Genomic DNA, 18,869 nt, shown 5'->3' with positions numbered 1-18,869 from the left:
CGGCGTGTCAGCAGGTATTCCGGATTTTTCGCTCGCCCCGGCAGGCGCGGAGGGCGCTTGGGCCGGCCGGAAACGCAGCCGGGATCAGTCGGCGGCGGGTTTGATGTCGCGGCCCAGGCGCCGGTCTGCAGGGACGTCCTGCACGTCGCACATGGCCAGCCAGACCTTCCTTGGTTCCACCCCGGCGGCCAGCGCCTGCTGGGCCGTGCGGCCACCCACCCCGGCCAGGACCAGGGTGTTGCCCAGCACGCGGGAATAGCCCGCGCCGAACTCGTCGTCCATGAGTCGCCAGTAGTCGCTGATCCGCATCGGTAAATCCTCTCACGGCCGCGGACCCTAGAATTGTTGCCATGAGCAACTCTCCCGGCGGCCAATCAGTTGACCGCCCCGCAGACATTGATGTGGTTGACGCCGCCCTAAGGAACGTTGAGCACCAGATCAGCGTGTTCTGGCGGCGTGCCCGGGCCATTTCAAACCAGTTGTCCCGCCAGGTCCACCCGGATATGGAGCCTGCCGCCTACGGCCTGCTGACCATCATCCGGCGCGAAGGTCCCATCCGGCTGACGGAGCTGGCCATGAACATCGGCGTGGGCAAGCCGTCCGTCAGCCGGCAGATTGCGTTCCTGGAGAGCATCGGCCTGGTGTCCAAGGAAGCGGATCCATTGGACGGGCGCGCCCAGTCCATCCAGCTGACGCCAAAGGGCGAGGAGAAGATGCACCAGGTCCAGGACGCCCGCCGGCAGGTATTCCAGGAACGCCTGGGCGAATGGCCGGTGGCCGACCTGGAAGAACTGGCCCGCTACATGGCCAAGTTGAACGCAACGTATGAGCGCGACGGTTTCCCGAAGGACGAACCTGCGGAACCGGGCAGCAAGGACGCCTAGCCCTGCTGGATCGGGCCCGCTTGGGCCACCGGCCAGAAAACGCAGCGAAGCCCCCGACCGGACGGTCGGGGGCTTCGCTGCGTTTGCTGAAAAGCGGCTGGAATGCCCTTAGCGGGCGCCGGACAGGAGTCCGGTGGAGAGTTCGTCGTTCAGCTCCGAGCTGAGGTCGCGCTCCAGGTCGCGGCCGTAGCGCTGGGAGAATTCCTGCGGCACGGTGTCCGGCACGGCGACGCCTTCGGCGACTGCCACCCGGTCGCTGACCTCGCGGAGCATGGTGGACAGCGGAACGTCCAGGGCCGAGCAGATCGAGGAGAGGAGCTCGGAGGAAGCTTCCTTCTGGCCGCGCTCCACTTCGCTGAGGTAACCCAGGGAAACGCGGGCGCTGTGCGAAACTTCACGGAGCGTGCGCCCCTGGCGCTGGCGGACATCGCGCAGGACATCACCGATTTCGTGACGAAGTACAACCATCTTGCGCTCCTTCTGTTCGCTCTTAGCCTGATCGGCGAGGCCCACATCCTTCCAGCGGACAACGCCGTTTACGGATACGGGCTGCTTTACCATCTGTATCGCCTTGCTCCCTCTTATGTCAGGTCCGCGGAGATGCGGGCCAACGTGGTGATTTCATCCTAGGCGCCTCCGCTCTTCGGAAGCGACACAATGTAATAACTAATCGCCGGTGGCATTTGTTCCCGGCTACTTTACGTCCGGTAACTATGTGGCGCATCCCACAGGCAGCACTCAAAGGGTTGCCGGGAATGGTGTTACGCCTGGGCGGCCAGCGCAGCCAGCAACCGTTCGAGGGCGGCAGCGCACGCCTGGCCGCGGATTTCCGCCCGGCTCCCGGCGAACGAGTAACCAAACGCTTCAGCGCCGGCCGCGGTGGCGACACCGATGTAAACGGTTCCCACGGGTTTGCCGTCGTGCGGTTCGGGGCCCGCCACGCCAGTGGTGGACACGCCGATGCCGGCGCCGAGGACGGTCCGGGCGCCTGCCGCCATGGCGGCGGCGACGTCCGCGTCCACGGATCCGGCGCTGGCCAGGAGGCTGCCGGAGACGTGCAGGACCTCTTCCTTCACCGAGTTCCGGTACGCCACCACCCCGCCTTGCAGCATGCCTGATGCGCCGGGGGTGTCGGCCAGGATGGCGGAGACCATCCCCGCGGTCAGGGATTCGGCCGTTGCCACGGTGGTTCCGGCGTCGAGCGCCGCCGCAACCGCCTGCCCGGCCAGCAGGTGCAGGCTGCTCATGGTGCTGCCGGACCGTTGCCGGTTTTGGCCTGCAGTTTGCCTTTGGTCCGGAGGCGCAGTGCTTCAACGACGTATTCGACGCCGGTCCAGACCGTGATGGCCACGGCCGCCAGCATCACGGCCAGCGCCACCCAGGTCAGCCAGCCGGCAATGGCGGCGAGCGGCAGCAGGTACAGGAAGATGGCCAGCGTCTGGACCACCGTTTTCAGCTTCCCGCCGCGGGAGGCTGGGATCACGCCGTAGCGGATCACCACGAAGCGCAGCGCCGTGATCCCCCATTCACGGACCAGGATCACCACGGTGACCCACCAGGGCAGCTCACCAAGGACGGAAAGCATCACCAGCGCGGACCCAATAAGCATCTTGTCGGCGATGGGGTCGGCGATTTTGCCGAAGTCGGTGATGAGGTTCCGGCTCCTGGCGATGTCGCCGTCGAGCTTGTCCGTGTAGATCGCGACGGCGAACACGGCCACTGCCGCCCAGCGCCACGGCCCGGAGGTGCTTTCCAGGCCAGGCGCGTCGGCAAGCAGGAACCAGACAAAGAAGGGCACCAGGGCGATGCGGATCATGGTCAGGATGTTGGGCAGGTTCCAGACCCCGGCACGGCTGGAGCCGGCGGCGGTTGCATCGGTGCTAGTCACCCTCCTAGGCTACCTGCCAGCGCCTAGCGTCCGGTCAGCGACCAGGCGTCCTCGGAGCCTTCCTCGTCATCTCCGTAGCCTCCCGGGGCCGAATCCGAGCCGTCGTAATATTCCACGTTCTGCTTGCGCTGGTCCAGATCCGCGGCCACCAGGTCCTCGGCGTAGCCGCCCTGGGCGACGTTGGCGTTGGCGTTATCGCTCAGCGCCGCAGTCTGGGCGTCAGGTACGGCGGGTGCGTCCTGGCCCTTCATCGCGGCGAGGACGGGGGCAAGATCGTCCGGCTTGACCAGGACGTCGCGGGCCTTGGAGCCCTCGGAGGGACCCACCACTCCCCTGGACTCCAGCAGGTCCATCAGCCGGCCCGCCTTCGCGAAGCCCACACGCAGTTTCCGCTGGAGCATGGAGGTGGAGCCGAACTGGGTGGTGACCACCAGTTCGGTGGCCTGCAGCAGGACCTCGAGGTCGTCCCCGATGTCGTCGTCGATCTGCTTCTTCTGCGCCTCGGGGGCCACATCGTCGCGGTAGACGGCCTTCAGCTGGCCCTTGACGTGTTCCACCACCTTGTGGATTTCCGATTCGGTGACCCAGGCGCCCTGGACACGCATGGCCTTGGAGGCGCCCATGGGCAGGAACAGCGCGTCACCCTGGCCAATCAGCTTCTCGGCGCCGGGCTGGTCAAGGACCACGCGGGAGTCCGTCACGGAGGACGTGGCGAAGGCCATGCGGGAGGGCACGTTGGCCTTGATCAGGCCGGTGACAACATCCACGGACGGCCGCTGGGTGGCGAGCACCAGGTGGATGCCGGCGGCGCGGGCCAACTGGGTGATGCGGACAATGGAATCCTCAACATCGCGCGGGGCCACCATCATGAGGTCGGCGAGCTCATCCACGATCACCAGCAGGTACGGGTACGGCCGGATGACCCGCTTGGAATCGACGGGCGGCTGGACTTTGCCGGCGCGGACGGCCTTGTTGAAGTCGTCGATGTGCTTGAAACCGTAGTTGGCCAAGTCATCGTAGCGGGCATCCATTTCCCGGACCACCCACTGCAGCGCCTCGGCGGCCTTTTTGGGGTTGGTGATGATGGGGGTGATCAGGTGCGGGACACCTTCATAGGCGGTGAGCTCCACACGCTTGGGGTCCACCATAACCATCCGCACCTCGTCCGGGGTGGCCCGCATGAGGATGGAGGTGATCATCGAGTTCACAAATGAGGACTTACCGGCACCGGTGGCACCGGCCACCAGCAGGTGGGGCATTTTGGCGAGGTTGGCCACCACGTAGCCGCCCTCAACGTCCTTGCCCACACCCATCACCATGGGGTGGTCGGTGCGGCGGGCGTTCTGGCTGCGGAGCACGTCGCCGAGCGAGACCGTCTCGCGGTCCGTGTTGGGGATTTCGATCCCGATGGCGGACTTTCCCGGGATGGGGCTCAGGATGCGCACATCGCTGGAGGCAACGGCGTAGGAGATGTTTTTGGACAGGGCCGTAACCCGCTCCACCTTGGTGCCCGGCGAAAGTTCAATCTCGTACCGGGTCACGGTTGGGCCGCGGCTGAACCCGGTGACCTGGGCCTCGACATTAAACTGGGTCAGGGTTTCCGTGAGGGAGGCAACAATGGCGTCGTTGGCTTCGGTGCGTTCCTTGGGGATGGACCCGGGGGTCAGGACGTCCGACGACGGCAGGGTGTAGGTAACGTCGCCGGCCAGGGACAGCTGCTCGGTGCGCTGCGGGATGGGGGTGGGCGGCGGCGCGGGCGTGACCGGCTTGGCCGGAACGTGCGGGGCTGCGGCGGGCGCCGCGGAGGCTGCCAGGCCGGCTGCGGCCATGCCGGGCGTGATCAGCGGGATGGACTCCGTGGCGTTCCCGGCCGGCGCGGCGGCGCTGCCCAGGCCCTGGGCCGCCTTGATCTTCTCGACGGCGATTTCCGCCTGGGTGGGACGGCGGACGCCCGGGGCCGGGCGGCCCTTCTTCGGTGCTTCAGCGTCGTCATCGATCACTGCATGCTCGAAGGCCTCGTCCCCGACGTAGCCCTCCAAACCTGTATCGCCGTCGTCGTCCCTGCCGAAGAGGCGGCGCTTCTTCTTTTTGGGTGCCGCCGGTGCCGGGCGCTCCAGGTAGCTGCGGTCGTGGGTGTCGCTGTCCCCGTCCTGTTCCATCAGGTCGATGCCCATCAGGTGCTCGTAGCCGCCGCGGAGCCGCCGCGGGATCGCGCCGAAGGGGGTGGCGGTGATGATGAGCAGCGACACGAAGGCCACCACGCCATAGGCCACCAGGGGCACGGCGGGGTGAATGGCAGCCAGGGGAGTCGCGGCCAGGAAGCCGAGCATGCCGCCGGCCTGCCGGAGTCCGTCGAAGCCCTGCGCCACGGTGGGCTGGCCGCCGATGACGTGGGCCAGGCCGCTGCCGGCGAAGGTCATGATCAGGAAGCCGATGCCCACCCGGTTGTTGCCGCGCCCGTCGGACGGACTACGGAACAGCCGGAAAGCGCACACAAAGAGCATCAGCGGCAGCAGCAGTGACATCCAGCCGAAGGTGCCGTTGACAACGGCGTAGACGGCGTCGGGGAACCAGCCGGTGAGGCCCCACCAGGCGAAGGTGGCGATGAAGACGCCAAGGGCCAGGTTGAACAGGGCTGCGCCGTCGCGGCGTTCCTCCGCGGGGAGGTCGCTGACGTCGTGGCCGATCCGGCGTACGCCGCCGCCCACCAGGTGCCCGATGCCCAGCCAGGCACCACCCACCACCCGCAGCAGCCAGGGCTGGTGGTGCTCGACGACGGGAAGCTGGCGGGTGCGCTGGAAACCAGCGGAGCCGGCAGCCCGGCCGGTCCGGGCGGCAGCCGCGCCGGAACCGCGGCCCGTGGAGCCGCCGGATTTGTTGCCGGAGCTGCCCTTGCCGGTCCCGTTGGGCGCGGAAGTAGTACGTGTGGCCATGGTAGCCACGGTACCCGAACCGGGCCGGTATTCCGCGGATTTCGGGCCCTTCAGGGTGCGGTTCCACGCAGGAAGGCCCGGTTCCGAAGAACCGGGCCTTCCTGGCGGGGGTAAGGCGCCCTACGCTTCGAGCACCACGGGGATGATCATCGGCTTGCGGCGGAGCTTGCGGTTGACCCACGTGCCCACCACCCGGCGGACCACCTGCTGCAGCTGGTGGCTGGTGTGGTCGGTGCGGTTCAGCACTGCCTCTTCCAGGGCGGCGTTGATCTTGGGAATGATCTCATCGAAGACTGAATCATCTTCGGCCACGCCGCGGGCGTGGATTTCGGGGCCGGAGACCACCTTGCCGGTGGTCCGGTTGATCACGGTGATGATGGAAATGAATCCTTCGTCGCCCAAGGTCTGGCGATCCTTGAGGTCCGCTTCCGTGACTTCACCCACGCTGGAACCGTCGACGTAGACAAAACCGACCTCGACCTGGCCCACCACGTCTGCGCGGTGGTCCTTGAGGTCGATGACGGTGCCGTTGTCGGCGAGGATCACGCTGGCCTCGGGAACGCCGGATTCGATGGCGATCTTGCCATTGGCCATCAGATGGCGGGTTTCGCCGTGGACCGGCATGGCGTTCAGCGGCTCGAGGATGTTGTAGCAGTACAGCAGTTCGCCCGCGGCGGCGTGGCCGGAGACGTGAACCTTCGCATTGCCCTTGTGGATCACGTCGGCGCCGAGCTTCAGCAGGCCGTTGATGATCCGGAAGACGGCGTTTTCGTTGCCGGGGATGAGGCTGGAGGCCAGGATGACGGTGTCGCCGTCACCCACCACCACCCTGTGGTCACCGTTGGCCATGCGGGACAGCGCCGCCATGGGCTCGCCCTGCGAGCCGGTGGACATCAGGACCACGCGGTTGTCCGGCAGGTTATCGATGTTCTTGATGTCCACAATCAGGCCTGAAGGGACGTCAAGGTAGCCAAGCTTCTCCGCGATGGCCATGTTGCGCACCATGGAGCGGCCCACAAAGGCCACCTTCCGGTTGTGCTTGGCCGCGGCGTCAAGGACCTGCTGGACGCGGTGCACGTGCGAGGAGAACGAGGCGACGATGATCCGCTTGCTGGCCTGGCCGAACAGCCGTTCCAGCGTGGGGCCGATTTCCTTTTCCGCGGTGGTGAAGCCGGGGACGTCGGCGTTGGTGGAGTCCGACATAAACAGGTCAACGCCCTCTTCGCCGAGCTTGGCAAAGTGCCGGAGGTCGGTGATGCGGCCGTCCAGGGGCAGCTGGTCCATCTTGAAGTCGCCCGTGTGCAGGACGGTGCCGCCTGCGGTGCGGATGAAGACGGCCAAGGCGTCCGGGATTGAGTGGTTGACGGCGACGAATTCGCATTCGAACGGACCGAACTTCTCCACTTGCCCTTCCTCGACGGTCAAGGTGTAGGGCCGGATGCGGTGTTCCTGCAGCTTGGCCTCGATGAGGGCAAGCGTGAGCTGCGAGCCCACCAGCGGGATGTCGGCGCGCAGCCGGAGCAGGTACGGAACGGCGCCGATGTGGTCTTCGTGGCCGTGCGTGAGGACCACGGCGACGATGTCGTCGAGGCGGTCCTCGATGTAGGAGAAATCGGGCAGGATCAGGTCCACGCCGGGCTGGGTTTCCTCAGGGAAGAGGACACCGCAGTCCACGATCAGCAGCTTGCCGTCGATTTCGAACACGGCCATGTTCCGGCCGATCTCCCCGAGCCCGCCCAGGGGGACGATCCGCAGCGTGCCCTGGGGCAGGCGGGGAGGAGTAACGAGGCCGGTGAGGGCGACTTGGGTCATAGTGCACTTCTTTCCAGGCGGAAGGTGCGGGTCAGCGTTTTCAGGAGAAGACCAGCCCCGCTTCCGCCAAATCCCCGCGGATGGTTTCGATCTCGGCTTCGTCCGGCTCCACGAGGGGCAAACGGACAATCGAGTTGGGCAGGACTCCCTGCCATTTAAGAATCTGTTTCGCTGCGACGGCGCCCTGGACCCGGGTCATGGTGGCGCGGACCACGGGCAGCAGTTCGGCGTTGATCTTCCGGGCGGTGCCGAGGTCGTTGGCGTTGACGGCGTTGATGAGTTCGCGGAACCGGCGGGTGGCCACGTGCGTGGTGACACCGACGAGGCCGACGGCGCCGAGGGCCATCCAAGGCAGCGTCAGTCCGTCGTCGCCCGAGTAGAACGCGAGGTCGGTTTCGGCCATCACGCGTGCGGCGGCGACGAAGTCGGCCTTGGCGTCCTTGACGGCGACGATGTTGTGGTGCTGCGCCAGGCGGATCATGGTGTCCGGTTCGATGGCGATGGAGGAGCGGCCCGGAATGTCGTAGAGCATCACGGGAACGTCGACGGCGTTGGCGACGGCCTCGAAATGCGCCCTGATGCCGGCCTGGCTGGGCTTGTTGTAGTAAGGGGTCACCAGGAGCAGGCCGTCGACGCCGAGGGCTGCGGCTTCCTGGGAGAGGTGAACCGAGTGTGCCGTGTCGTTGGTGCCGGTACCGGCGATGATGGCGGCCCGGTCCCCCACAGCTTCCTTGACGGCACGGAACATGCCGAGGTTTTCCGCATCCGTGAGGGTGGAGGTTTCGCCGGTGGTTCCGGTGACCACCAGGCCGTCGCAGCCGTCATCCACAAGCTTGGTGGCGAGCGCTTTTGCCTGCTCGTAGTCCACTGCGCCGTCCTTGGTGAACGGAGTAACCATGGCAGTCAGGAGTGAACCAAGGGCAGGGGTGTGCGCGGAAAAGTCAGACATGGAAAAAACGTTACCCTGTCCCATGCTGGTTAGGACAATGCCACGGGCGTGATGAACGTCAAACAACCGGCTTCATAAGTCATGATGGGGCTTCCGAAGCCGCTTTGCGGTGCTGGCGGGTGGCCGCCTGCCCCGGGAAGCCGCTCTGCGGACGGGCGTGGGAGGCTCAGGCCGGCCGTTGCTCCGGCGCGTGGCAGTATCTTCCAACGGCTGCCTGCCGAAGGTTTTCGGCCCAGTCGGCCAGCCGCTGGGCGGCCCTGACGTAATTGAAGAGCTCCAGCGGAGTGAGGGCGTCAAGGTCCGTCTCGGCCAGCCGGCGCGCGAGCTCAGCACCCTCCGGCTGTGCGGTGAGGCTGATGCCCTCGTTGGCCCATTGGACGTCCTCGGCCGGCCTGCCGGCTACGAGCTGCCGGAAAAGGTAGTCGACGGTGCCCGGACTCATGGCTTTCATAAGCCCCGTACTGCCGGTTTCGGGGGCAGGGACCCGGTGTGGTGGAGTGTGCATGCGGGTCAGTCTATTCGAACATATATTCGAATTCAAGGGTGCGCACCCGGGATGGAATGGGCCGCTGGATAATCCGCCCGGGACCTGGGCCTTGTGGCTTGAGCGCTGCGGGGCCGCAGCCCTTCATGGCCCGGTATGAGACGATCTGGTCATGACTTCCAGCCGTCAGGCCCGATCGACCGGGAAGACCGGAAAGCCCACCGGCCGGCCAGCGACAGGACGGCTTTACGGCATCGACGCTGCCCGGGGCCTGGCCCTGCTGGGCATGATGGCCACCCACCTGCTGGCCACGTTTGAACAGAACGCCAACCTGACCCCCACCTGGATTGGCCTGGCCTTTTCCGGCCGGGCAGCAGCCCTGTTTGCTGTCCTTGCCGGTGTGGGCCTCGCCCTGTCCACCGGAAAGCACCAGCCCCTGGCCGGGTCGCCGCTGTGGGCAGCCCGGCGGGGTGTGGCACTGCGCGCCCTGGTGATTGCCGCCGTCGGGCTCACCCTGGGCGGGCTGGAAGTGAACCTGGCCATCATCCTGGTCCATTACGCGTTGCTGTTCCTGTGCGTCCTGCCCTTCATGGGGTTGGGATTAAAGCCCTTGTGCGCCTGGGCGGCAGGCTGGCTCCTCGCCTCACCGGTCCTGGCGTACCTGCTTCGGCCCTGGCTGCTGGCGGGTACTCCCCCGCTGAAACTGGGACACAACCCTTCCTGGGAGGATCTGGGGACCCCGGCGCGGCTTCTCGCTGACCTGTTTTTCACGGGTTACTACCCCGTCTTCCAATGGTTGTCGTACCTGTTGGTGGGCCTGGTGATCGGCCGGCTGGCGCTCAGCAAGGCCCAGGTTCCCGTCCTGCTCCTGGTGGGCGGAACCGTCACCGCGGTCCTGGCGAAAACCCTTGGAGTTACGGCCATGGAGAACTGGGGCGGCAGGGCAGCACTGGAGGACCTGCTGAACGCGCCCGGCTATCCGCTGAAGAGCATCCTGCAGGTCAACCTCACGGGGATACCCCAGGAGGGGTCCTGGTGGTGGCTGGCGTCGGCAGCACCGCATTCAGGGACCACCCTGGACCTGTTGCACACGTCCGCCGTGGCCGCGGCTGTGATCGGTGCTTGCCTGCTGCTGGGCAGGCTGGCCGAATGGGTGGACCTTGACCTGCTGCTGCCGTTGCGCGGCGCCGGCGCCATGACGCTGACGCTCTATACCCTCCACGTATGGGTGGTCTCCGCCCTCTACCTCAAGCCGCTCCCTGCGGGGTGGACGGAGGAGGGCATGTACTTCGCTCAGGCGGGCGCTGCCGTTGCCGTGGGAGTGCTGTTCGCGCTCCTTAAATGGCGGGGCCCACTGGAGCTGCTGGGCCACGCGGCGAACCGGGCCGGCCGGGGCAGCCAGGCCGGCTGACCCAGGCCGGCTGACCCAGGCCGGCTGCCATGCCCGAACGCACCCCTGGGAATTCCCGGGACGAACTCCAGGGCAACCGGCCGCACCGCACCGGCTAAGCGTGTGGCACCCCTCAGTGCGCCGCACCGGGTCAGCGCACACCACCCTGTCAGGCGGGGACTTTGCCCTGGAACAGCTTGACGGCATCACGCATCGAGGCGCGGGCACGTTTCCGGTCGCCCGCGGCGTCATAGGCGCAGCTGAGCCTGAACCAGGAACGCCAGTCACCGGGGGCAGCCTCGGCTTCGGCTTTGTATTTTTCGAATTCGGCATCAGCGGCGGACCTGATGATCCGGCCCGCAGGTGTGCGGGGCAGGTCGTCCACGGGCAGGCCACCCTCGGCGGCGAGGACATTGGCCATCTGCTCGGTGCGGGCACCAAACATCAGCTCACGGATCATGGCCCAGGCGCCAATGACGGGGAGCACCAGGTAGGCGGCACCGATCGCCTTGGCCGCCAGGTTGTTGTCCGCCAGCAGCAGGATGGAGCGCTGGAACGACACCACAAGGTAGAACACCAGCAGCAGCGTAACCGCGCCAACCCAGATTTTGGTGCGGTTCTTTCGGAATCCCGCAAAAAACGCCTTCACTGCCTACAGCCCCAGATCCAGGTAGCCGTCCAGGCCCACGGTCAGGCCGGGGTGGTCCGCAACGCTGCGGACACCCAGCAGGACGCCGGGCATAAAGGACGCCCGGTCGAAGGAGTCGTGCCGGAGGGTGAACTGCTCACCGGGTCCGCCCAGCAAGACTTCCTGGTGCGCCACCAGGCCGCGGAGGCGGACGCTGTGCACGCGGACCCCGTCGACGTCGCAGCCGCGGGCGCCGGCAAGTTCGCTGGTGGTGGCGTCGGGGCTGGCCGGCACCTTCGCGGCACTGCGCTCGGCCGCGATCAGCTGGGCGGTGCGCACGGCGGTACCGGACGGGGCATCCACCTTGTCCGGGTGGTGCAGCTCGATGATCTCCACCGATTCAAAGTAACGGGAAGCCTTGGCCGCGAACGCGGACGCAAGCACAGAGCCCAGGGCAAAGTTGGGCGCAATCAGCACCCCGGTTTCCGGATGCTCCGCCAGCAGGGCCTCCAGGGCGGAGAGCCGGTGGGCATCCCAGCCCGTGGTGCCCACCACAGCGTGCATGTTGTGCTCCACGGCGAAGCGGACGTTCTCCTCGGTGCTTTCGGGAACCGTCAGGTCCACCACATACTGCGCGCCTGCGGCGGCAACCCGGTCCAGGGAATCGCCGCGGCCCAGTGCCGCGACAAGCTCCATGTCCGCTGCTGCGTTGATGGCTTTTACGGCTTCGGCGCCCATACGGCCATTGGCGCCCAGCACGGCCACCAGCTTGGGATCGGGGTGTTTTTGGGTCATGGGTTAACCCTACCGGTGGGCCCGGCGCGCGCTGGAACCGGGCGGTGTGCGTTACCTCGCAGGAACAGCAGTGAGCGGCGGTCCGGGAAGCCTCTCCGTGGCGCCGGTCAGCTGCCGGCGCCCACCCATTCCACGGTGCCGTCGGAGAAGAACTGTTCCTTCCAGATGGGCACCTGGTCCTTGATCCGGTCCACCAGTTCCGAGCAGACCGCGAAAGCCTGGCCGCGGTGGGCGGCGGAGACGGCGCAGACCAGGGCGGGGTCGCCGATTTCCAGCGTACCGATCCGGTGCGCGGCCCAGATCCTGACCGGTTGGGCGGGCGCGCCGGTTTCCGCTCCCCCAGCGGCGGCCGACTGCTCCGCCACAAGGCGGGCAACGACGTCGGCCATCACCTGGTGCGCGGTGGGGTGCGCGCTGTAGCTGAGCCGGTCCACGGGCTTGCCGCCGTCGTGGTTGCGGACCACGCCGGAGAAGCTGACCACGGCGCCGGCGGTGTCGCTTTCCACGGCCGCGATGGCGTGGTCCACGGAAATGGGGTCGGCGCTCAGGACCGCGGAGACCACCTCGAAGGTTGATTCAGTGGCCATGTCCGCCGTCCAGTTGGTCGCAGAGGTGACCCAGCACGGGATCCAGGACGTGCAGGCCGTCCATGACCCCCTTGGGCGAGCCCGGCAGGTTGACGATGAAGGTGCTGCCGGACGCACCTGCGTGCCCGCGGCTGAGCGCTGCAAGCGGGGTCTTTTCCGTTCCGGCGCGCCGGATGGCCTCCATAATGCCCGGGATTTCCCGGTCCAGGAGGGGCAGGGTGACGTCAGGGGTGCGGTCGTCCGGGCTGAGGCCCGTGCCGCCGCTGGTAATCACGACGGCGGGGTGCTGGGTCAGCAGGGCGCGGATGGCTGCGCCCACGGGCTCGCCGTCGGGAACCACCATGGCGGGAAACACCTCAAAGCCGTGTTCGGTCAGCCAGTCGGTGATCACGGGGCCGGTTTCGTCGGTGTAGATTCCGGCGGCGGCCCGCGTGGAGGCGATCACCACACCGGCTTTGCGGCCCTGCACCTCACCGTGGGTGTGCGGTTCCGCCGGAACGGCAGGGCGCGCGGTATCCCCGCCAGGGACCCTGGTAGTATCCGTACTGTTCACTTCATGGGGCGTTATGCTCACAGGGTCCAGTCTCCGCTCTTGCCGCCGCTTTTCGCGAGGACCTTGATGTCCGTCAGGACCGCGTGTTTGTCCACGGCCTTGATCATGTCGTACACGCTGAGGGCCGCGACACTTACCGCGGTGAGTGCTTCCATCTCCACCCCGGTGACGCCTCGGGTCTTAACGGTGGCGTTCACGGTGACGGCCGCTGCTTCCAGTTCAAAGTCAACGGTGACCTTCGCCAGCGGCAAGGGGTGGCACAACGGGATGAGCTCGGGGGTCTTTTTGGCGGCCATAATGCCGGCCACACGGGCGACGGCGAGCGCATCGCCCTTGGGCAGTCCTCCGGAGCCGAGCAGGCCCATTACTTCGGCGGTGGTCTGCACGGTGGCGGTGGCGGTGGCCTCGCGGGTGGTCTCGGCCTTGGCGGAGACATCCACCATCTGGGCGCTGCCATCGGTACGCAGGTGCGTCAGGGCGGCAGGGATCGGTTCAGGATTCACAGCATCCATACTTCCACCTCTTCCCCTGCGCCGAGCGCGGAGACGCCCTCCGGGACGTGTACCAGGACGTTGGAGCCTGCCAGGGCGTGCAGGAGGTGCGAGCTTTCGCCACCCTCCAGCCGGACCGTGCCGTCCGGGGCGAGGCTGCCGCGGCGGACCTGGTGCTTGTTTGCCGGCGAGGACAGGCTGTGGCCCAGCCTGGCCCGGAGCGGCAGCCTGACGGCGGGTGAGCCGAACAGTGCCGAAAGCGCCGGGCGGAGGAACATCTCAAAGGACACCAGGGCGCTGACCGGGTTTCCCGGAAAGCCAAGGAACGGGATGCCGTCGAAGGTGCCGATGCCCTGGGGCCCGCCCGGTTGCATGGCCACGTGCAGGAACTCCACGGGTTCGTCCGCCATGGCCTGCCGCACCACCTCGTAGGCACCCTTGCTGACACCGCCGGTGGTGACGATCAGGTCCGCTGCGGCGCCTTCGGTGCGCAGCAGTTCCCGGAAGTGAACCGGGTTGTCCGTGGCGATGCCGGCACGCAGCACCCGCAGGCCCGCCTGCGTCATGGCGGCTTCAAGGAGGGTGCCGTTGGCGTCGTAGATCCGCCCTGGCGCCAGGGGTTTGCCCGGTTCCACTACCTCGTCGCCGGTGGTCACCAGGAGCACAGTGACTTTGCTGTGCACGGTGGCCTCCGGGAGGCCCAGGGCTGCCAGGAGCCCCAACTGCGCGGGGCCAAGGAAGGTCCCCGCCGCCAGTACCTGCTGACCGGCAGCCACATCGCTGCCCGTGGCCCGGACAAAGGTCCCCGGCGCCACGGCCGGCAGCTGGACGGTCCCCTTCCCACCCGGCGCCAGGAAACGGTCCGGAACGGCGCGTTCGATCTGTACTACGGCGTCGGCACCTGCCGGGATCGGAGCGCCGGTCATGATGGGTGCCGCCGTTCCCGGTGCCAGCGGCTGCGGACTTTGCCCCGCTGGAACGGGAGCGGCTATGCGGAGCTCCGCGCCGCCGTCGGACACGTCAGCGGACCGCACCGCGTATCCGTCCATCTGCGAATTGGCGAAGGGCGGCAGGCTGACGGGGGCGATCACCCCGTCAACCAGGGCACGGCCCAGGGCCTGCACCAGCGGAAGGACTTCCGTCCGTCCGTCGGAGCTGAGTGCAGTCAACAGTTGCCGCACTGCAGCCGTGTGCGCGGCGACGGAACGTGCGCCGTGGTGGGAATGGCCGGCGGAGTGCTGGCTGGTCATGGGTGCGCCTTCGGTTGCGGCCATCAGGATTTCACGTCAACTCTAACCGTATGGAAACCCGTGGCTCCGTCCGGCGCGACGGGCCTGCCTGCCTCGTCCTGCGCCCTGCCGTTGAGATCCGTGGCCCGGACCTGGAGTTCGTACTGGCCGGGCGTGAGGTCCACCCCGAGCTGCCACTGGTACCAGGTGTCCACGGAGATCCCGGGGGCCAGGCCGGCTTCCTGCCACGGCCCGCGGTTGATCCGTACTTCCACTTTGCCGATGCCGGTGTGCTGGGCCCAGGCCACCCCGCCCACCATGACTGTGCCTGCAGCGACGGACGCGTTGCTGCGGGGGACATCGATCCGGGAGGAGATCTTGATGGGTCCGCGTTCGGACCAGCCGCGGGGCGTCCAGTAGCCCTCGTCATCGGCGAAGCGCGTCAGCTTCAGTTCCGTCACCCATTTGGTCGCGGAGACGTAGCCGTAGAGGCCCGGGACGATCATCCGGACGGGAAAGCCGTGTTCCACGGGCAGCGGCTCGCCGTTCATACCCACCGCGAGCAAGGCATCCCGGTTGTCGGTGAGGGCTTCGAGGGGTGTGCCGGCGGTCCAGCCATCAGCGCTGCGGGAGAGCACCATGTCAGCACCGGCCTGCGGCCCGGCCAGGGCGAGGAGTTCCCGGATGGGCCAGCCCAGCCAGCGGGCGTTGCCGATCAGGTCGCCACCTACGTTGTTGGACACGCAGGCGATGGTGACGTGGCGTTCGGTCAGGGGCTTGGCCATCAGGTCCGCGAAGCTGAGCTCCACGTTGCGGTCCACCAATCCGGTGACCTTCAGCGTCCACGTATCGGGGTTGATGGTGGGTACGGCGAGTGCGGTGTCGATGCGGTAGAAATCATCGTTGGGCGTAACGAGCGGCTGCATGCCGGCCAGGCCTGTCTCCGCTCCTGCGGGGATGGCCGGTGCCGGGGCCGCGGGTGACGGGAGGCTGATGCGGGCCCTGGCTTCGCGGACCCCGTCCGCGGCGTCCCGCCAGATCCCCGCCAGCGTCCCGCCCACGGCGGTGGCCACGGCGCCGCCACCGAGCACCTGCAGGAAGCGGCGGCGGTTGGCGGCAACAGTGCCGGACGTAGTTCCCGGTTCCTTTGCCCCTAGCCAGGCCTGGAGCCTGCGGATGAGGAAGCTCAGCAGGAAACCGGCAACCACCGCAGTGACCACGGGCATGGCCAGGGCGACGGGCGTCAGCTGCGCCCGGGTGAGGACGGCAGCGACGCCGGCGAGGCCGAAGATCCCTGCGATCGCCACGCCGGCGTACCGGCGGCGGTCCTCCACCACACCGGCAACGGCGGCCAGCAACGCAATGACCAGGGCCATGCCCACCAGGAGTGCCGCTTTGTCTGCTGTGCCGAACAGCGAAATCGCCCATTCCTTCACGCCGGGCGGAACTGCGTCGATCACCGAGCCGCCGACAGCGGTCAGGGGTGACAGGGATGGGCTCACCAGCCCGGCGAGCGTCTCCCCCACAACAACTGCCGCTCCCACGGCCACCACTCCGGCGGCTGCGGCGTAGCGGGAACGGGACACCGGGACGGTTGGGGGTGCGGCCGCCTGGGTGGACTCCTGCGCCTGTTCCCGGCCATTTTCCCGGGCCGTGCGCGGACCGCTTTCCTGCCCCGCGCCCGGGCCCGACGGCGAAGAACTGCCACCTGCCCGCCCACCGCCAGCGCCGCCGTCGTGCGTTGCCTGATCGTTCCGGGAGATATCCACAAACCCAGCATAGGGCGGTAATTTGCCCCCGGCGGCGGCATCCGGGGATTCACTGGAAACGGTCAGGTCCGTCATCTGGTATGGCGTCCTTGCCGGGGTGGCGTAGCCTGAAATCATGAGTGTCCAGCTAGGCATGCCGCAGCCCCGGGAGGGGACAGACCAGGAGGGCCCCGGCGTGCCCCCGGCCCGGCCGTCAGACGCCCCGGCGGGACTCGCTGACCGTTACGGCCGTCGCGCCACCGACATGCGGCTGTCCCTGACGGACAAGTGCAACCTTCGCTGCACCTATTGCATGCCGGCCGAAGGGCTGGAGTGGCTGGCCAAGCAGGCAGTGATGTCGGCGGACGAAATCATCCGGATTGTCAGGATCGGCGTGGACCACCTGGGCGTCCGCGAACTGCGGCTGACCGGCGGCGAACCGCTGGTGCGCCACGACCTCGTGGACATCATCTCGGCGCTGCGGCGCAACCACCCGGACCTTCCCATTTCCATGACCACCAACGGTGTTGGGCTGGCCAAAAAAGCTGCGCCGCTCAAGGCTGCAGGCCTGACCCGGATCAACGTGTCGCTGGATACTTTGCATGAGGAAACTTTTACGCAGCTGACCCGCCGGCCGTTCCTGGACCAGGTGCTGGCGGGCGTGGACGCGGCGTGGGCTGCGGGCCTGGGACCCGTCAAGATCAACGCGGTGCTGATGCGCGGCATCAACGACGCCGCATCCCCCTCGCTCCTCGCCTGGGCGGTGGAGCGCGGGTACGAGCTGCGGTTCATCGAACAGATGCCGCTGGACGCCGACCACGGCTGGACCCGGCGCAACATGATCACAGCGGCGGAGATCCGCGAACTGCTCTCCAAGGACTTTGTCCTCAGCCCGGACGGCCGCGCACGTGACGGCGCACCGGCGGAACGCTTTGAAGTACGACGCCGGGAGCCCGGGACCGCGGATCAGTCCGGACCGGTGGTGGGCACCGTGGGAATTATCGCCTCCGTCACGGAGCCGTTCTGTTCCGATTGCCGTCGGACCCGGATCACCGCCGAAGGCAAGATCATGAGCTGCCTGTTCTCGCGCGAGGAATTCGACCTGCTGGGCCTGCTGCGCTCCGGGGCTGACGATGATGCCCTGGCCCGGCGCTGGCAGGATGCCATGTGGATCAAACCCAAAGCCCACGGCATGGACCACGTGGGACTCGACGCTCCGGACTTTGTCCAACCGGATCGCAGCATGAGCGCCATCGGGGGCTGACAGCAATGAACGTACGATACTTCGCTGCCGCGCGCGCTGCCGCAGGCCTGGAGGAAGAGTCCTTCACCTTGCCCGCCGGCGCGTCCGTTGCCGACCTCCTGGCGGCAATCGAAGCCGTGGAACGGAGTGCGCCGCCCGCAGGCACTCCCCCGCTGCCACGCATCCTGGCCCGCTCCAGCTTCCTGTTGAACGAGGTGGCAGTCCGGGACCGGTCCACGGTTGTCGGCGCCGACGACACCGTTGACGTGCTGCCGCCGTTTGCCGGCGGATAGGGCGCTTCGTCCTTTTGTGCGTTACCGGTTGAGGTGGAAATGGTTGGTCGAGTCCGGGCTGCACACTTTGCCGGAAGCTTTGCTGGTCCTGTGGTGCGTGATGTTTGGGTATGTGTTTCAGGAGAGCCGGGGCGCTGTGCCCATGGCCAGTGCCAGCAGTGACGCGCGGCTGTGGACGGCGCCTGTCTGGGAGATCTGCTTGATCTGGTCCCGGACCGTATAGGGGCTGACCGCCTGGGCTGCCGCGATGGCAGCAGTCCTGGCCCCCGCGGCGGCCAGGTCGAGCAGTTCCCCTTGTGGCCGGGTCAGGCCGAAGCACCGGGCAAACATGTCCAGCCTCGCCGCCGGCGAACAGCCATGGATTGTGACTGCGAGTGGCGACGTGCTGCCGGCGGAGAGCGCAGCCATCCTGGTTGCCCGCAGCCACCTGCCGGAGCCGATGCAGACCCGGGCTTCCGGTGCCTGCCTATCCCCGCCCGCCCCGCACGCGAGCAGTTGTGCCGCCACGTTCAGCACTTCGCCGGGCACGCCCTGGTGTGGCGGGGGTCCGGGCTGCAGCATTGTCAGCCGTGCCTTGGCTGAAGGGCTGTACCCGACGACTGCCAATCCTTGGCTTAGGGTCAGGATGGCTTGGTCAGGGAGCACGGGATTCCGGTCCCGTTCCGGGATTGTGCCAGGGTCCGTCCCGCAGACCGCTTGGGACTGGCGCCGGCTTCGGGCGGGGCCTTGATGTCCTGGCTATTTCGGGGCCCAGCCGGAAGGTCACACCCCCTGTTTATGCTGCCTTTATGGACGGTGAAGAGGCTCCAGGCACGGACGGCAGTGGACTCCGTTCCGGCTGCTGTTTGCGGGGCCGCTCCGTCCGGTTTCGGGTCGGATCCGGTTGTCGTACCCCCTGCCTATGCTGGGGTTATGGACGGCAACGAAGCTCCAGGCACGGACGGCAGGGACGATGTTCCGGG

General features: G+C 67.4%; 20 protein-coding genes. 4 read left to right on the top strand and 16 right to left on the bottom strand.

Annotated features, from left to right (window positions below; genetic code table 11):
* Window positions 1-84: 84 nt before the first annotated feature.
* Window positions 85-309, bottom strand: a complete 225-nt coding sequence (locus ASF72_RS01350) for a DUF3046 domain-containing protein (protein WP_050685705.1) — start codon at window positions 307-309, stop codon at window positions 85-87.
* A gap of 41 nt (window positions 310-350) precedes the next feature.
* On the opposite strand from ASF72_RS01350, the gene ASF72_RS01345 reads away from it, so the two are divergent.
* Window positions 351-884, top strand: a complete 534-nt coding sequence (locus ASF72_RS01345) for a MarR family winged helix-turn-helix transcriptional regulator (RefSeq protein WP_050685706.1) — start codon at window positions 351-353, stop codon at window positions 882-884.
* Window positions 885-992: 108 nt separating this feature from the next.
* On the opposite strand, the gene ASF72_RS01340 is transcribed toward ASF72_RS01345, so the two are convergent.
* The 7 genes from ASF72_RS01340 to ASF72_RS01310 all read right to left on the bottom strand — a co-directional run bounded on the left by ASF72_RS01340 (window position 993) and on the right by ASF72_RS01310 (window position 8,971).
* Window positions 993-1,445: a helix-turn-helix domain-containing protein gene (locus ASF72_RS01340; protein ID WP_050687702.1), complete on the bottom strand. Its 453-nt coding sequence runs from the start codon at window positions 1,443-1,445 to the stop codon at window positions 993-995.
* A 200-nt stretch (window positions 1,446-1,645) separates the two neighbouring features.
* Window positions 1,646-2,131 carry a CinA family protein gene (locus tag ASF72_RS01335; RefSeq protein ID WP_056595890.1) on the bottom strand — a complete coding sequence of 162 codons (486 nt, stop codon included), beginning with the start codon at window positions 2,129-2,131 and terminating at the stop codon, window positions 1,646-1,648.
* On the bottom strand, window positions 2,128-2,772 hold the full coding sequence (gene pgsA, locus ASF72_RS01330) for a CDP-diacylglycerol--glycerol-3-phosphate 3-phosphatidyltransferase (RefSeq protein WP_050687698.1): 645 nt from the start codon (window positions 2,770-2,772) through the stop codon (window positions 2,128-2,130). The genes ASF72_RS01335 and pgsA overlap by 4 nt, the downstream gene beginning before the upstream one ends.
* Window positions 2,773-2,795: 23 nt before the next feature.
* The gene (locus ASF72_RS01325) at window positions 2,796-5,705 is read right to left on the bottom strand and encodes an FtsK/SpoIIIE family DNA translocase (protein WP_056595888.1); all 2,910 of its coding nucleotides are present in this window, start codon (window positions 5,703-5,705) and stop codon (window positions 2,796-2,798) included.
* A gap of 120 nt (window positions 5,706-5,825) precedes the next feature.
* Entirely contained in the window at window positions 5,826-7,517 is a 1,692-nt protein-coding gene (locus ASF72_RS01320; RefSeq protein WP_050687691.1) for a ribonuclease J, read from the bottom strand.
* Window positions 7,518-7,557: 40 nt separating this feature from the next.
* Complete coding sequence (dapA, locus tag ASF72_RS01315) at window positions 7,558-8,466, bottom strand: 4-hydroxy-tetrahydrodipicolinate synthase (protein ID WP_050687689.1); 909 nt, start codon at window positions 8,464-8,466, stop codon at window positions 7,558-7,560.
* A gap of 166 nt (window positions 8,467-8,632) precedes the next feature.
* Complete coding sequence (locus tag ASF72_RS01310; RefSeq protein WP_050687687.1) at window positions 8,633-8,971, bottom strand: hypothetical protein; 339 nt, start codon at window positions 8,969-8,971, stop codon at window positions 8,633-8,635.
* Between the two features lie 151 nt (window positions 8,972-9,122).
* On the opposite strand from ASF72_RS01310, the gene ASF72_RS01305 reads away from it, so the two are divergent.
* On the top strand, window positions 9,123-10,361 hold the full coding sequence (locus ASF72_RS01305; RefSeq protein ID WP_056595885.1) for a heparan-alpha-glucosaminide N-acetyltransferase domain-containing protein: 1,239 nt from the start codon (window positions 9,123-9,125) through the stop codon (window positions 10,359-10,361).
* Window positions 10,362-10,509: 148 nt separating this feature from the next.
* On the opposite strand, the gene ASF72_RS01300 is transcribed toward ASF72_RS01305, so the two are convergent.
* From ASF72_RS01300 to ASF72_RS01270, 7 genes are all read right to left on the bottom strand, one after another.
* Window positions 10,510-10,989 (bottom strand): hypothetical protein, encoded by a 480-nt coding sequence (locus tag ASF72_RS01300; RefSeq protein ID WP_056595881.1) that lies wholly within the window; start codon window positions 10,987-10,989, stop codon window positions 10,510-10,512.
* Window positions 10,990-10,992: 3 nt separating this feature from the next.
* A complete protein-coding gene (gene dapB / locus ASF72_RS01295; protein ID WP_056595878.1) occupies window positions 10,993-11,763 on the bottom strand; it encodes a 4-hydroxy-tetrahydrodipicolinate reductase in 771 nt (256 codons plus the stop codon).
* Between the two features lie 107 nt (window positions 11,764-11,870).
* Window positions 11,871-12,350 carry a molybdenum cofactor biosynthesis protein MoaE gene (locus ASF72_RS01290; protein WP_056595875.1) on the bottom strand — a complete coding sequence of 160 codons (480 nt, stop codon included), beginning with the start codon at window positions 12,348-12,350 and terminating at the stop codon, window positions 11,871-11,873.
* The gene (locus ASF72_RS01285) at window positions 12,340-12,819 is read right to left on the bottom strand and encodes a MogA/MoaB family molybdenum cofactor biosynthesis protein (RefSeq protein ID WP_056595872.1); all 480 of its coding nucleotides are present in this window, start codon (window positions 12,817-12,819) and stop codon (window positions 12,340-12,342) included. Before ASF72_RS01285 ends, ASF72_RS01290 begins: the two co-directional genes overlap by 11 nt.
* A 101-nt stretch (window positions 12,820-12,920) precedes the next feature.
* The gene (gene moaC / locus ASF72_RS01280) at window positions 12,921-13,415 is read right to left on the bottom strand and encodes a cyclic pyranopterin monophosphate synthase MoaC (RefSeq protein ID WP_056595869.1); all 495 of its coding nucleotides are present in this window, start codon (window positions 13,413-13,415) and stop codon (window positions 12,921-12,923) included.
* On the bottom strand, window positions 13,403-14,644 hold the full coding sequence (locus tag ASF72_RS01275) for a molybdopterin molybdotransferase MoeA (RefSeq protein ID WP_056595978.1): 1,242 nt from the start codon (window positions 14,642-14,644) through the stop codon (window positions 13,403-13,405). Before ASF72_RS01275 ends, moaC begins: the two co-directional genes overlap by 13 nt.
* 23 nt (window positions 14,645-14,667) lie before the next feature.
* Complete coding sequence (locus ASF72_RS01270) at window positions 14,668-16,209, bottom strand: molybdopterin-dependent oxidoreductase (protein WP_056595975.1); 1,542 nt, start codon at window positions 16,207-16,209, stop codon at window positions 14,668-14,670.
* A 298-nt stretch (window positions 16,210-16,507) separates the two neighbouring features.
* Between ASF72_RS01270 and moaA the strand changes: the two genes are divergently transcribed.
* Both moaA and ASF72_RS01260 read left to right on the top strand, forming a co-directional pair.
* A complete protein-coding gene (gene moaA / locus ASF72_RS01265; protein ID WP_200933604.1) occupies window positions 16,508-17,635 on the top strand; it encodes a GTP 3',8-cyclase MoaA in 1,128 nt (375 codons plus the stop codon).
* 5 nt (window positions 17,636-17,640) lie between these two features.
* Complete coding sequence (locus ASF72_RS01260) at window positions 17,641-17,907, top strand: MoaD/ThiS family protein (RefSeq protein ID WP_050687673.1); 267 nt, start codon at window positions 17,641-17,643, stop codon at window positions 17,905-17,907.
* A 117-nt stretch (window positions 17,908-18,024) separates the two neighbouring features.
* On the opposite strand, the gene ASF72_RS01255 is transcribed toward ASF72_RS01260, so the two are convergent.
* Window positions 18,025-18,468, bottom strand: a complete 444-nt coding sequence (locus tag ASF72_RS01255; protein ID WP_056595863.1) for a hypothetical protein — start codon at window positions 18,466-18,468, stop codon at window positions 18,025-18,027.
* Window positions 18,469-18,869 lie beyond the last annotated feature (401 nt).

Origin of the sequence: Arthrobacter sp. Leaf141, from assembly GCF_001424565.1 — a bacterium.
Taxonomy (GTDB): Bacteria; Actinomycetota; Actinomycetes; order Actinomycetales; family Micrococcaceae; genus Arthrobacter.
Note: the sequence above shows the minus strand (reverse complement) of the source record. Positions and strands in the feature narration are given on the sequence as shown.